Genomic DNA, 13,567 nt, shown 5'->3' with positions numbered 1-13,567 from the left:
TTTTACTCCTTCCCTCTCAGAAATGTTAGATACTGCTCGTACTTCCTGAGCATCATGTTCTTGGCGTATTGCTCCATGTATTCGTAATCAGGCTTGCCGTCATCGTCAATAGGAATCATTAGCTTTTGCCTGAGCATGCGTTTTTCCTTGAACTTATAGCCATAGCTATACTTGGTTCGTTGTTGCATAACAATTGTCTTGAAGAACAACAGTACGTATTCGTTATCTTCATGGTGAAGTAGATGAAGACGTTTTACATCATCCGTAAAAATACATTCATATGGGTGATAAAAAGCAATGCAAGGTGCACCGTTATAGTTCACACCCAGTATATTCTTGTCACAAGATGAGTTGCTGTTGCCAACAAACCCTGTGATGCCATTGCTATTGTCAGTTGCACCGATAAACGGCCTATTACCATCAATCTTATCTGCATTTGTCAAGCGCTTACCTGCACTAACAGAAAATAGCTTCTCAAGTGCATACTCTTTCCATTCTTTTTCATCCAGCTTCGGAATCTCAACGTATTCGCCCAGTTCCGCAATGCGCGCTTCGACATAGGCACGATATTTAGCAAGCATCGCATCACGCTTCTGCTGTGCATACTCCGCCATATACGCATAGCCAGGCTCACCGTCATTGTCAACAGGGAGCATGACCTTTGTCTTTGCCAATCTCTTGCCAGTCCAGCTATGGCCATGAGAAAAAAACGCTTTATTTGATGAAAGACATCGCTCTATAAACAATCCGTTGTAAACGTTAAGACATTCGGAATACCCAACTGAAGTTTTCCCAGACATACCAATAAAAGATATTGGCACATAATGCGCAAGCCCAGCGGCACCATCTCCAATCTGTACAAAGACCATTCCATTCCCATCAGAAGCCCATTCTCCGTTAGCTTCAGCAGAACATATTTTACAACCTATTATAGATTTCGCTGCCGCAATATAAGGAAGCCTATCGCCGTCAACCAAACCTGCTGTTGTCTTTCCTTTGGTTGCTTCAATCACAGGGAACAATGAATCAACACTAAATGCATTCCACGTATTCTCACTCAGTTTCTTCATCATCAGCCCCCCCTTCTTCGAACAGGTACTCGCGATTCTGCATGACCATCGAGAACTCGAATGTCAGGTAGTCACCGATGGCCTTCTCGAAGTCGGAATCGGTCGGTATCTCATCGTTGAAGTAGTAGAAACTGTGCAGCCACTCATCCTCGGGTTTCACCGTAGACTCAACGCAGAACTTCGACGGTGCTTCAGCGCGTCCATTCCAAACGTCCAACAGGTGCTGCTTCTTATCCTTTGCAGAATCACCCTCGACAAGACCGACATGTGCGCGCACCTCGTACCCATCATCACGGAAGTCGATGAATTTGCACATCTTATCAGCATCGTGCGGCTCATGAGCCGTAAACACAGCAATAACCGGGTTCGTTCCCACGCCGTAGAACGTATCCGTGTTGCACGTGATGACACCTTCCAGCGTGTGATTCTTCATAATGTTCTTCTTGAACGCTTTCTCAGCTTTAGATTTGCCAGTCATGGCGGACTGCGGAACAATGACTGCTGCACGTGCTCCGACTGTCAGGGAATCCAGCAGGTGCTCAATGAACGAAAGCTCATACTGCTCGGGGTCTGCTTGCGTGCCCTGCGAGTATGGCGGATTCATGAGACCGACTGTCGCGCCTTTCAGTTGCACTTTCGCCGGATTTTTTGCGAGGAAATCGCAGCACTCAAGGTTACTGTTACCGTCACGGCGCAGAATCATATTTGCGCATGCCACGGCGAACATATTGCTCTGAAGCTCGAACCCGTGAAGTTGCTTCTTTTTGATATTCTTGCGCTGCTGGTCAGAATCGGCCATAGACAGCATGCGATGCATCGCAGAAATCAGAAATCCTGCCGTTCCGCACGTCGGGTCGAGTACGGTATCGTTCGGCTGAACATCCACCAGCTCGCACATCAAATCGCAGATGTGACGGGGCGTCAAAATGATGCCGAGCGTCTGACCGTCGCCACCGGAATAACTCATGAATTCGCCGTAAAAACGACCGATGAAGTCCTCGCTCGTCTTCTGGTATTTGATGTTCTTGAACACCTTCTCGTTCAAGAACTCCGTATAGTACTTGAACGGCGTCTTTCCGAGCGTATCGTTCTTCTCGTTCAAACGGAAACTTGTCTGGATGATGGAGAACTCTGACAGCAGCTTGTCCTTCTTCGCATCCGGGCCAACGTTCGAACGCGTCAGACGTCCCTTGATAGCATTCATCAGCTTGTCGCCATCGCGCATTCCCGGCGTCTGGTCACCGGTCAGGCTGTTGATACTTAAACCGCCATACTCAATTTCATCAAGCGCAAGCAGAATACCTGCAACGACAAGCGGCTTGTCTTGGTCCTTCAGCGTCCCATACGTGCGCAGGTACTCGTGTAGCTCGGCCGCGTCCTTTAGAATCTGCTCCGTAGTCTTCTCAACATCGGTCTCTTCCTCCAGAACATAACGCGTGTAATACTCTCGAATGTTATTAGGCGAGAATGACACGAACGATTCAAGGTTCGGTAGTTCCTTATATCCCTCGCGGTCATCAACGTATAGCGGTGTAATCTCATGATGTTTCTCGTTGCCAGATACGCCAACGGCAAACACCTTCTTAAACGAACTGTTTTGAGCGATGTGCTTCGCATAGAAATATGCACCGTTAACCGCATAATCCGTCACTGCCTTGACATCAACATCAATAATACCTTCCTTTATCAACTTCTCCTGTTTATCAAGGTCGGCCTTGTCCTAGATGACAATCACATAATCATCTACGACAGACACATACTCGGGATAACCAGCCTTACCAGTTCCGCGCTTCGATGCTGTTTTTAAAGTTTCGTCAAGTTCTTTTACATTGCTTCCCTGCGCATCATAAGAAATACCACACTCTTTGAGCTGAGATGCAACCCACAGGTCGGTATTCACTTCTTTCTTTGCCATTAATATATCCTCCAAATATTTAATGTTAGTAAAATTGTCAACTAAAATACTTAATATAATTCATGAATTGAATTATATATTTTTTCATTCTTTTCGTCAAAGTCAATAAAAAATTGACGTCTTAGCTTCAAGTTACTTTTAAACTCATATGCACTTCACATTTTAAGAATAACGCAAATAAAAATCTCCCCATCACCTTCCGCCCGATGATGAGAAGATTTACTTTAAAATCATGCTTTGCTTTTTCCAGAAAATATTTTCTTACTTTGTTTTCATTAATATGCTTTTGTCCGAACTCGAAAAAGAATCTCTACGATAAATCTCTATTTTGAAAAAGCTCCTTCTCCCACTCTTCTTGTTCCAGCAAGAAACCTTTCTTTTTCAGCGCTTCTTCGATCATATCCAATGTATTTTCACTATCTGCTTCTACCACATGATAATGATAATCGGATGTGATATTTTTCAATGGAGTTGATTTTCCGCTTCTGATATCATCAATGAATTCTGCTGCTTTTCGTCTGGAATCGACATTTAGTATGGCCTCAATATGTCCGTAGACTCTGTGATTCACCATCACGTTACGAACTATTCCGCCGAGATCTACGATTGTGTAAAGCTCATCCCTGATCTGTTCATCGGTGTGCTTCACTTTGAAGGTTCTTTCCACTGAACGTGATTCGTGAAAAATATATCCTCTGTTCGTAGAGATAATATCGTGTCCTGCGGCACGAATGAGCGCAATATCCTGCACGATTACCTGACGGCTTACTCCAAAATGCGCAGCCAGTGCCTTTCCCGGTACCGGCACTGAGCTTGTCTTTATCTGATTTATAATGGCATTTCTTCTCTCTGGTCCTGTCATCATGCCGCTTCCTTTCTAAATTGAAATCTCTACTTGTAATTGTTATTTTATCGTCACATTTACTCTACAGCGTGAAGATTTTTCATAGAGATATCAAGTATCGGTGCGGAATGTGTCAAGGCACCGCTGGAAATATAATCAACACCAAGAGCTGTCAGGCGTCCTATATTTTCTTTTGTTACATTTCCGGAACATTCTACCTCGGCTCTTCCGTCAATGATCTTGATTGCTTCCTGCATCTCTTCTGTTGACATATTATCGAGCATGATGATGTCTGCACCGGCTTCTACTGCTTCTTTTACCATTTCAAGATTCTCAACTTCAACTTCGATTTTTCTTACAAATGGGGCATAGTCTTTTGCCATCTCAACAGCTTTCCTTACGCCTCCTGCTGCTCCGATATGGTTATCTTTCAGAAGCACTCCGTCGGAAAGATTATATCTATGGTTGTAACCACCACCAACACGAACTGCATATTTCTCAAAGATTCTCATGTTTGGCGTTGTCTTTCTTGTATCAAGAAGTTTTGTTTTGCTTCCTTCAAGAAGTCCTGCAACAGAATGCGTATACGTTGCGATTCCGCTCATTCTCTGAAGGTAGTTCAATGCTACGCGCTCACCGGAAAGAAGCACGCGAATATCTCCCGTTACTTTTCCCATCAGTTGCCCGTTTTTTACTTCATCTCCGTCTTTGCAGTACAGTTCTGTCTTTGTATCTGCATCTAACAGTTCGAATACTCTGCGGTATACTTCCAGTCCGGCAATCACTCCGTCCTGCTTACAGATCAGTTCTACTTCACCTTTCACGTAATCCTTCATAACGGAATTTGTTGTTACGTCTTCGCTTGAAATATCTTCTTTGAGCGCTTCAAGGATCAAATGATCTGCCTGAAGCGTCATTGTAATATCGTTCATCGTTTTTCTCCTGCTTTTATCTTTTTTATCATAACTATGTTTACAGTTCACGCACTTTTACTTCATTCTCTGCTCCGGAAATCTTATTTGCTGCACGCTTTGCAAATACAAGACTCTCCAGAAGCGAGTTGCTTGCCAGACGGTTCGCCCCATGTACGCCGTTGCAGCTTGTCTCTCCTACTGCATATAAATGTTCCATGGATGTCTTGCTGTCTGAATCAACCCAGACGCCTCCCATGAAATAATGCTGTGCCGGAACAACCGGAATACATTCTTTTGTTACATCATATCCTTCTTCCAGGCAATGCTGATAAATATTCGGGAAATGACCCATGATTGTTTCCTTTCCAAGCTTCACCATGGACAACCAGACATGATCCGTGCCTTCCTTTTCCATCTCTTCTCTGATTGCCTTTGTCACAACATCTCGCGGAAGAAGTTCATTTACAAAACGTTCTTTCTTGCTGTTGAGAAGAACTGCACCTTCTCCTCGAACAGACTCGGAAATCAAGAAACGTCTGCCTGGTTTCTTTGAATACAACGTTGTCGGATGAATCTGTACATAGTCCAGATGTTCCAGACGAATTCCGTATTTTTCAGAAATTGCAAGTGCATCTCCTGTCAAATGCGGGAAGTTTGTCGAATGTTTATAACGTCCACCGATTCCACCGCTCGCCCAGATCGTATTCTCTGCATGGATCTCGAATTCATTTCCTTCTTTATCCTGCACAAGAATTCCTTTACATTCCTCATTTTCTACAATAATATCTGTCATCGTTGTATATTCAAGCAGCGTTACATTTGAAAGCTGTTTTACTTGTGCGAGCAGTTTACTTGTAATTTCTTTCCCGGTAATATCTGCATGGAACAAAATTCTTGGCCGAGAATGTGCCCCCTCGCGAGTAAATGCATAAATATCCTGAATCTCTGCATTTCCATCTTTACCTGCAGCTTTATTTTCATGATCATATGTATCTTGTTTCTGGAAATCCACTCCGTAATCGATCAGGTCTTGGATAATTTCTCTTGAACTGCGAATCATAAGATCAACAGATTCTTTTCTGTTTTCATAATGTCCCGCTTTCATTGTATCTTCAAAGTAACTATCATAGTCATCCTTGTCGTGCAGCATACAGATTCCTCCCTGAGCCAGGAATGAATCGCTGCTCTCTAAATCTGACTTTGTAATCATAATGATCTTCTGATCTCTTGGAAGGCAAAGTGCGCTGAAAAGTCCTCCGACACCTGTTCCGACAATGACTGTATCTGCTTCCATTTTCATAATAAATATCTCCATTCCGACAGCGTCTGTCGCTTTGATTCACATTTTCCGTGATTTTCGATTGCCGTCAATCCTATCTGACCTCTGTTTACTTAGCCAGCTCCAACATTCTCTCCAACGGCTTCTTGGATTCTTCACGAACCTTATCATCTACAAACACTTCATTCTCACCCGTCTTTAATACATGAAGTACTTTTTCAAGCGTAACTTTCTTCATATTTCTGCAAATCGGAGTCGTCTCTGTAAAGTAGAATTTCTTTTCAGGGTTTCTCTTCTGAAGTTCATACAGAACTCCGCTCTCTGTACAGATGATGAATTCTTTCGCATCTGATTTTCCTGCCTGAGCAATAATTTCTGAAGTACTTCCAACAAAATCGGAGAGTTCCAAAACTTTTGCCGGACATTCCGGATGTGAAAGAACCTCTGCTTCCGGATGTGCTTCTTTCGCTGCTTTGATTTCTTCAAGCTCCATATATTCGTGCACAACACAGAATCCTTCATTATATATAAAGTTCTTTTCCGGTACCAATCCTGCGATGTAATGTGCAAGGTTACGATCCGGTATAAAGAAAATGTTCTTATTTGGGAGTGATTTTACGATTTTTACTGCATTGGATGAAGTTACACAGACATCAGAATGTCTTTTCAGTTCTGCTGTTGAATTGATGTAGCAGACAACAGCAAGGTCATCATACTCGGAACGAATTTTCTCGATTGTCTCTGCTGATGCCATATGTGCCATTGGACAATCTGCTGCCATATCCGGCATAAGCACTGTCTTCTCAGGATTAAGGATTTTCGCACTCTCACCCATAAATGAAACACCGCAAAATACAATTGTTTTCTCTTTCAGTCCAACTGCAACTTTGCTTAAGTAGAAAGAATCTCCTACATAATCTGCAATCTCCTGTACTTCCGGTCTCACATAATAATGTGCCAAAATTACGGCATCTTTTTCTTTCTTTAACTGTTCTATCTCTTCTCTGATCGTCATTGCACGTACCTCTGTTATTCTCTGCTGACATAGATTTCCGCCATTGTGCAGCTCTATGTCAATCAAGCTGTTGTTATATTCTTGCCCATTATAACACTGTCGTTTACAGGTGACAAGACACTTGTTTTGCAAAAAACTTTACCCTAAAGAGGCGATTCATCCCCCCCTTAGAGAAGTGGGGGCATTCTCTCCCCTTTAGGGTAAAAAAGAGTTCCTTCCAACGAAATTAAGCCGGTATACATTAATAGATTGAATTTATCATCAAAAAACGCTATATTTCATATTATTCTATCACATCTGCCAGAACCAGCAACCACAATATCGCGTTTTTTCAAAAAATTCATCAAAACTTTTAATTTCCATGATGCTGAAAAACAGAGCCTGAAATTTGCATCTACCCGCAGGTGATGCCATCAAAGCACTGCATTTTCCATCCTAGGCCTTGACCTTGCTTTTTCTTTCACCGTTGATTCTGTCGATTTCCTCCTGAATGATGTTGCCAAAGGTCTTCCTGTCGACTTCGACCTTCTGGGCGGCGACGGACTTGTCCGCGAAGGCATCAAACACGGTCTGCTTTTCCTCGAGCAGGTCCGTGACACGCTCGTCGACGGTGTTGGACGCGAGAAGCCTGTAGACAAGGACGTTTCTGGCCTGGCCCATGCGGTAGGCGCGGGAGATGGCCTGGCTCTCGATGGAAGGCTTCAGCTGGGGTTCGCAGATGATCACGACGCTGGCGGACTGAATGTTGAGACCTGTGCCGCCGGCGACAATCTGGGAGACAAGAACCTGACCGGCGGGAGCCTTGTCGAAGCCGTCGATGATTTCCTGACGCTTTGCCGGCGTAACGGAACCGTTAATCGGCTCGGTGCACTGGCTGCCGAGCATCTCTGATATCTTGCTGATTGTGTCGCGGAAATAGGAGAAGACGATGACCTTTCTTCCGTCAGCCTTGGCGTCGGCAATGATTTCCATCATCCGTCCGGCCTTGCTGGAATATTTGAGGTCGTCAACGCTCCATGAGACACGCCTTGCGTCATTGTAGCTCTTCTTCAGAACCGCCTGTTCGTACGCTTCGCGCTCAACCTTGCCAAGGCGGCACCATTCCCTGCTTTCAACCAGCTCGGGAAGTTCGGTCAAGACGTCCTCGCGCTTCCTTCGATAATAGACCGGCGCAATCTTTTCCCGAAACTGCGACGCAAATGACAAGGCCTTGATATTTGAAACCTTCCTTGCAATCTTCGGCTGAAGAATGGAGATGAGGCGGATCATCTCGTCAACGTTGTTCTCAATCGGGGTGCCCGTCATGAAGAGCATCCTGTCTGCGTGTTCAGAAAGCTTCTTCACGCTCACGGAACGCCTGGCGGACGGATTCTTTATGTAATGGGCCTCATCGACGACAAGCATGCCGAATCTGAAATCATCCGGAAGACTGAAGGCCGACGTCGTTTCGTATGTAGTGACAGCAACTCCGCCCTTGTCCAGCCATTCCCTGATTGCCGCCTGCTTCGTCGTACCGTGGACCTTGATGACGCTGAGGAGACTGAACCTCTCGATTTCCCTGCACCAGTTGATCATGACACTGGCCGGGCAGACCACTACGAAGTGGGTGGACCCTGTATTTCTCAAAGAGACCATTGACGCAATCGCCTGAACGGTCTTGCCAAGGCCCATCTCGTCACCGAGAAGAACCCTGCCCTGATGAAGTATGTACTTGACGCCGAGTTCCTGATAGCGGCGCAGTTCGCAGCGCAGTCCGTCCGGGAAGAAGTCCTCGTCCTGAATCTTTCCTGCGAGTTCCTTCGGCAAGCCGTACATCGAGTCTCCGTTGTCAAGCAGGCCGGGAACCAGCTTCTCCACGGTGTTGTTGTACTTGACAGGCTGCTTTTGAAAATCATCCCATGCATCGCTTTCTGAATAAAACTTCAGATTTCTGCGGCGGTCCGAGAGTTTTCCAAGCTGAAGACCGTATTCGCCCTGAATGGTTTCGGTAAGTGACTGATATGCGTCCTCTGCCCTCTGCTTCCTCGTCCCGGATGAAAACAGCCAGCGGAAAAGCCCCGTTGCAGGCTTGATGTCGTCCATGTCACGCGAGATGGACTCCCTGTACTTATCGTCAAGGCCCTCACAGTCACTTGCGAGCTTGCAGGCCTCATGATATCTGGAAAGAGCGGTCACGATGCGGGTAGCGCTTACGCTTCTGTCATCTGCGTTGAGCTTGAGCCTGACTGATTCCTTTGCCTGACCGTACACATCTTCAACGCACTTCATGATCTTGTATGCGGTGTCCTCACTGATGCCGCGGACGGCTGACAGGTCATAATCCCTGGCCGTCAGGATGTCCGCATAGTTGTTGTAGCCATGGTCACGAAGAGCCTTGACTCTGATGCCCTTCTTGTCACGATTGAGCTCCTCGACGGCAATGTCCTCCATCATCGCCATCGCCTCTGAATCCACATACCTGACCGCTGCCTTCCTGACCTCGCTTTCGTACTCCCCGACTTCGGAAATCTCCCTCTGCCTCTGCTCCGCCTTCCGGTAATCATCAATCAGACGATTGATGTCGGAAAAAGAAAATGATCTTTTCATGCAAAAAACCTCTCAATGCAGTTGTTGCTGTTTTGTTAAGTGTAGTACCGGTGAGAGAAAATTGCAATGGTGGGACAGCGGAAAAGATAGTAAAAAATTCCCCACAACCATCAAACAATTTTGTCTGACAATTGTAAGGATCTTCACGCATATCAGGAATTCTTCAGCTCCTCCATATACAGTTCAGCTATATATGCGGGTCCATTGCACCACAGCTTTGTTTTTTCATCATACAGTGCCTTGCCTGTCCTGGAACACAGAAAATCCGTCAATGCATCTTTTCTGTCCTTGCCGGTCTCTTCTGCGATTTCTTCTGTCACCATAGTGATAAGAAGGTCGATTGTATAATTCATTTTTTCCTTTGGAATTGTTACTTCAGCCATATCTTCTCGCCTCTCACAAATTTCAGACACTCAATAGCTGCTTCGGTTTTGAAGCAATATTGATCTTTTAATTTATTCGGCAGCAACCGTTTAATGCAAAAATCGTCTGCTTCCTGATCACCGGCTGTCCCAAAAGCCCCTGCAAGATATGCCGTAAGAGTTGCATTTGTCGCATCGTCTGCAATCTTTCCTGCAATGATATCATATTTTGCCATTTCACGTTCAACATCAACAAACAGTTTTTTCTTTCGGTGAGCGGCGATACAATGTAACCAATCCACATCCGCATTTTTAAAAACATGCATTTCAAGTTTTCCAACAGGTTGGAACTCAAAAGTTGAAACATAGCCAAAATTCTGCCCTTCTTCAATTTTTCCGGTTGCAATTGCCTTGACGATTGAAGTTCTCAAAAAACTTTCTGCCTGTTCTTTCGATGTGGTCAAATAAAATCCCTGACCAAAATCTTTTCTCTTTGCACATCTGGCAAGATCCGGCTCTCTGACTTCACAATAGCTGCCGTGATAAAGAACAAATCCATCTTCTGACTCAGACAATGATTTCCGTCCCCTTTTCTTTCATGAATTCCTTAATATCTTCAAGAACGGCTTCGTCACCTTCACAATGAAAAATACCATAACATTTTTCTATATATCCAAGAACATCGGCCTCCTTAAACAGACGGATAATCTGCTCAACAGGTAGATGCCACTCTTCTGAAGCAAGCCGGATCAATCTTGTCTGCATAAAAGTAATCTCTGTTTTATCGCTCATTATAAATTCCCCCTTAAAGAATGATGCGCAAAGAACGGACAACCCGTCCTGCCTTCCGGCTCTGGTGCAGCTTGCTGCAAGCTGCATTTTCGTCTCTGCATTTTCATTGTAACACTTTTCCTGTCCTTTCCGCTGACAGGCATATCCCGGCATCCATTGATCAGTCCTTATTCTGCATGTTCTTCTTCACCATTGCCGAGTAGTTGTCGTACTGGCGGAAGCCGTAACGCTCATAGAACGTGATGGTCCTCGGATCGGACGGGATGACCTTGACATGGAGAAAGTCGGTGAAGTTTTTCATGATTCGATTCATGAGTTCGTCGCCGATGTGTCTGCCCTGGTACTTCTGGTCAACCAGAACGTAGTGCAGGAATGCGATGGTGGCGCCGTCATCAAGGGCACGCAACAGGCCGATCAGCCGGTCTCCATCCAGGCCGAAATGACGTGCGTTGAGTTGCGCATCGCAGGCACGAGCCTTTTGGGGTATCTTCCCGACTCCCAGCCCACTGAACTTATCGTATAGTTTATCAAAATATAAAAGAAATCGATAGACGTTTTCTTCGATGTTCTGGTAATTCCCGATGTTTCCGCTTCATGAATGATTATCAGCTTAAAATCAGCAGAATATTTCGATTTCCTTCCCATATGAAAATGCCCTCCAAGCATACAGCGAATTTTCTTTTTTACATGTGTACTTAAAGGGCATTATAACCAATGTAAAGGGCGGTTTTAAAATGTAGGAAATCGGCGGTTTAAAATTGTCGGTTTTCCTGCATTTTTTGTATACTCACTTTATTAATCTTTTGAGGAAGTGGTGAGTATGCGAAAAGACGTTTACGAAAGGATGAGATATTTTGTGTTAGAGAAGATAAAACCAAATTACTCCGCTGTTGCACGACAATATGATGTTGATCCAAGAACCGTCAAAGCGGCATATTTAAAAGCTCAGAGCGATAAAACATCAGTTGTCAGGAAGCGTCGTAGCCGTCGCAGTAAGCTGGACGGATATCAAGACATCATTGAAGACAAATACGCTGCAGGTTGTTCTGCCAGATCGATTTATGACTTTATCGTTGAAAAAGGCTTTACCGGCAAGTACACAATCGTTAAAGATTATTGTCGTCATTTTCGTAAAGCACAAACAAAAAAGGCAACGATTAGAGTTGAGCATACAATTGGATTAAGTGCTCAAGTTGATTGGAAAGAACAGGTCACGATGACCGATCGGAACGGTGTTTCACATACCTTCAGTATTTTCTTATATGTCTTGCCTTATTCCAAGTTCAAGTTTTTAAAACTAACCCTGGATCAGAAACAGGATACTTTATTCAAATGTTTATTTGAAGCTTTTAAGGCTACCGGTGGAATTCCCCAAGAGATTTGGTTTGATAATATGTCGACTGTCGTTGACCATAAATTAATTGACTTTCACCATCATCGATTTAACGAACGATTTTTATCATTTAGTCATGATGCGGGATTTCATCCAATCGCTTGTCGGCCATTTAGGCCGCAGACCAAAGGCTGCGTTGAAGCATTGGCAAGAACGATGGGACGACTGAAGCCTTACGATGGAGAGTTCTGTACCATTAATGACTTGAATGATATCGTTAATCGATTAGCCAAACGCCTAAATCACGAGAAGTCACAAAGCAATAACCGGAAGCCGGTTGAATTATGGGCAAAAGAAAAAGAGCATTTCCGGCCTCTCAATTACGATCTCACAAGATACTTCGACAGCGTCCAAACCAGAAAAGTATCGCAAGACTCAATGATTAGATTTCAAAACCATCAATACTCTGTCTCCCCTAATTATATCGGAAAAGAGGTTGAAATCAAACCGGATACTGATGGTAAATCTATTCGTATCTTCTATCAAGGATCTGAAATCAAGAAACACGATTTAACCAATAAACAGTTTAATTACGATCCTCGTGATAAACATGCCATTCTTAAAAGTGATTTGATGGAAGGCAAAACGGATGAAGAAATTGATCAGTATATGCTTAATAATCTCAGCATTTATGATCAGATAGGGGAATAAAATGAATCAATATCAAAGACTAATCGACAATTTAACGAAGCTGAATTTAAATAATATGGCCGAATCAATTGCGGATTATCGGCAGCAAGTCAATGACAGTCAAATCAGCTTCAGCGAGGCACTATTAGAGTTAACGGATAAGGAGATTGACTATCAGCGACAAGAAAGCTTAAAGCGAAGAATAAAGCGGGCCCGTTTTCCGATTGTCAAACGGCTCAGTGATTTTAATTATCAATTTCAGCCTTCGGTTAATCGGCAGCAAATCGACGAGTTTGCGACCATGTCATTTCTGGATAATCAAGAGAACATTATCTTTATTGGCAGTCCTGGCGTGGGCAAAACACACCTATCCATCGGAATTGGCATCGAAGCATGCCGGCAAGGCGTGCGAACATTATTCATAAACTGTCACGAATTAATTCTCAGATTGAAGTCAGCTCAAGAAAAGCAACATCTGGAACGAGTAATGCGTCGATACGAAAGGTATGATCTGTTAATCATTGATGAGCTCGGGTATTTGCCGATATCGGCGAATGAATCCAAGCTGCTGTTTCAACTAATAAATGGCCGTTATGAACGCAAATCAACGATCATAACGACCAATGTGCCATTATCAAGTTGGGGAACCGTCCTTAATAGCACGGCAACCGCAGAAGCCATTTTAGACCGCCTTGTTTATCACTCACACGTGATTAAGATCAAGGGAAAGTCATACCGTTTAACATCGGTCAGTTCTTAAACCGCCC

The 13,567-nt window shown here is 44.2% G+C and carries 14 protein-coding genes and 1 pseudogene; 2 read left to right on the top strand and 13 right to left on the bottom strand.

Features of this window, described 5'->3' with window-relative positions:
• Positions 1-2 precede the first annotated feature (2 nt).
• From LRC_RS02900 to LRC_RS12180, 13 genes and pseudogenes are all read right to left on the bottom strand, one after another.
• Positions 3-1,073: a restriction endonuclease subunit S gene (locus LRC_RS02900; protein WP_049780068.1), complete on the bottom strand. Its 1,071-nt coding sequence runs from the start codon at positions 1,071-1,073 to the stop codon at positions 3-5.
• Entirely contained in the window at positions 1,054-2,760 is a 1,707-nt protein-coding gene (locus LRC_RS02895) for an HsdM family class I SAM-dependent methyltransferase (RefSeq protein ID WP_241531301.1), read from the bottom strand. The genes LRC_RS02900 and LRC_RS02895 overlap by 20 nt, the downstream gene beginning before the upstream one ends.
• A 30-nt stretch (positions 2,761-2,790) precedes the next feature.
• Entirely contained in the window at positions 2,791-2,985 is a 195-nt protein-coding gene (locus LRC_RS11840; protein ID WP_225354916.1) for a hypothetical protein, read from the bottom strand.
• A 310-nt stretch (positions 2,986-3,295) separates the two neighbouring features.
• Entirely contained in the window at positions 3,296-3,850 is a 555-nt protein-coding gene (locus tag LRC_RS02890; RefSeq protein ID WP_014073074.1) for a transcription repressor NadR, read from the bottom strand.
• A 56-nt stretch (positions 3,851-3,906) separates the two neighbouring features.
• Positions 3,907-4,761, bottom strand: coding sequence for a carboxylating nicotinate-nucleotide diphosphorylase (nadC, locus tag LRC_RS02885; protein WP_014073073.1), 855 nt, complete (start codon positions 4,759-4,761; stop codon positions 3,907-3,909).
• A gap of 40 nt (positions 4,762-4,801) precedes the next feature.
• Positions 4,802-6,037 (bottom strand): L-aspartate oxidase, encoded by a 1,236-nt coding sequence (locus tag LRC_RS02880; protein WP_014073072.1) that lies wholly within the window; start codon positions 6,035-6,037, stop codon positions 4,802-4,804.
• A gap of 94 nt (positions 6,038-6,131) precedes the next feature.
• Positions 6,132-7,037 carry a quinolinate synthase NadA gene (gene nadA / locus LRC_RS02875; protein ID WP_014073071.1) on the bottom strand — a complete coding sequence of 302 codons (906 nt, stop codon included), beginning with the start codon at positions 7,035-7,037 and terminating at the stop codon, positions 6,132-6,134.
• A gap of 435 nt (positions 7,038-7,472) precedes the next feature.
• Entirely contained in the window at positions 7,473-9,623 is a 2,151-nt protein-coding gene (locus tag LRC_RS02870; RefSeq protein ID WP_014073070.1) for a DEAD/DEAH box helicase, read from the bottom strand.
• A 152-nt stretch (positions 9,624-9,775) separates the two neighbouring features.
• Positions 9,776-10,006, bottom strand: a complete 231-nt coding sequence (locus LRC_RS02865) for a hypothetical protein (RefSeq protein WP_014073069.1) — start codon at positions 10,004-10,006, stop codon at positions 9,776-9,778.
• On the bottom strand, positions 9,994-10,560 hold the full coding sequence (locus LRC_RS02860) for a DUF3990 domain-containing protein (RefSeq protein ID WP_014073068.1): 567 nt from the start codon (positions 10,558-10,560) through the stop codon (positions 9,994-9,996). Before LRC_RS02860 ends, LRC_RS02865 begins: the two co-directional genes overlap by 13 nt.
• Positions 10,553-10,777 (bottom strand): DUF3791 domain-containing protein, encoded by a 225-nt coding sequence (locus LRC_RS02855; protein ID WP_035159030.1) that lies wholly within the window; start codon positions 10,775-10,777, stop codon positions 10,553-10,555. The genes LRC_RS02860 and LRC_RS02855 overlap by 8 nt, the downstream gene beginning before the upstream one ends.
• Before the next feature lie 160 nt (positions 10,778-10,937).
• Entirely contained in the window at positions 10,938-11,183 is a 246-nt protein-coding gene (locus tag LRC_RS10475; RefSeq protein WP_241531302.1) for a GNAT family N-acetyltransferase, read from the bottom strand.
• 140 nt (positions 11,184-11,323) lie between these two features.
• A pseudogene (locus LRC_RS12180) lies at positions 11,324-11,422 on the bottom strand (helix-turn-helix domain-containing protein); the annotation flags it as partial.
• 175 nt (positions 11,423-11,597) lie between these two features.
• Between LRC_RS12180 and istA the strand changes: the two are divergent.
• Together istA and istB are read left to right on the top strand one after the other, a co-directional pair.
• The gene (istA, locus tag LRC_RS02845; RefSeq protein ID WP_014073066.1) at positions 11,598-12,821 is read left to right on the top strand and encodes an IS21 family transposase; all 1,224 of its coding nucleotides are present in this window, start codon (positions 11,598-11,600) and stop codon (positions 12,819-12,821) included.
• Between the two features lies 1 nt (position 12,822).
• On the top strand, positions 12,823-13,560 hold the full coding sequence (gene istB / locus LRC_RS02840; RefSeq protein WP_014073065.1) for an IS21-like element helper ATPase IstB: 738 nt from the start codon (positions 12,823-12,825) through the stop codon (positions 13,558-13,560).
• Positions 13,561-13,567 lie beyond the last annotated feature (7 nt).

It is taken from the genome of Ligilactobacillus ruminis ATCC 27782, assembly GCF_000224985.1.
Taxonomy (GTDB): Bacteria; Bacillota; Bacilli; order Lactobacillales; family Lactobacillaceae; genus Ligilactobacillus; species Ligilactobacillus ruminis.
Note: the sequence above shows the minus strand (reverse complement) of the source record. Positions and strands in the feature narration are given on the sequence as shown.

What these genes read in the sequence shown, in the direction of transcription:
- LRC_RS02865 (WP_014073069.1), bottom strand. Translation starts at nt 10,006, where the DNA reads ATGGCTGAAGTAACAATTCCAAAGGAAAAAATGAATTATACAATCGAC.
- LRC_RS02880 (WP_014073072.1), bottom strand. Translation starts at nt 6,037, where the DNA reads ATGGAAGCAGATACAGTCATTGTCGGAACAGGTGTCGGAGGACTTTTC.
- LRC_RS02855 (WP_035159030.1), bottom strand. Translation starts at nt 10,777, where the DNA reads ATGAGCGATAAAACAGAGATTACTTTTATGCAGACAAGATTGATCCGG.
- istB (WP_014073065.1), top strand. Translation starts at nt 12,823, where the DNA reads ATGAATCAATATCAAAGACTAATCGACAATTTAACGAAGCTGAATTTA.
- nadC (WP_014073073.1), bottom strand. Translation starts at nt 4,761, where the DNA reads ATGAACGATATTACAATGACGCTTCAGGCAGATCATTTGATCCTTGAA.
- istA (WP_014073066.1), top strand. Translation starts at nt 11,598, where the DNA reads ATGCGAAAAGACGTTTACGAAAGGATGAGATATTTTGTGTTAGAGAAG.
- LRC_RS02890 (WP_014073074.1), bottom strand. Translation starts at nt 3,850, where the DNA reads ATGATGACAGGACCAGAGAGAAGAAATGCCATTATAAATCAGATAAAG.
- LRC_RS02900 (WP_049780068.1), bottom strand. Translation starts at nt 1,073, where the DNA reads ATGATGAAGAAACTGAGTGAGAATACGTGGAATGCATTTAGTGTTGAT.
- LRC_RS02870 (WP_014073070.1), bottom strand. Translation starts at nt 9,623, where the DNA reads ATGAAAAGATCATTTTCTTTTTCCGACATCAATCGTCTGATTGATGAT.
- nadA (WP_014073071.1), bottom strand. Translation starts at nt 7,037, where the DNA reads ATGACGATCAGAGAAGAGATAGAACAGTTAAAGAAAGAAAAAGATGCC.
- LRC_RS11840 (WP_225354916.1), bottom strand. Translation starts at nt 2,985, where the DNA reads ATGGCAAAGAAAGAAGTGAATACCGACCTGTGGGTTGCATCTCAGCTC.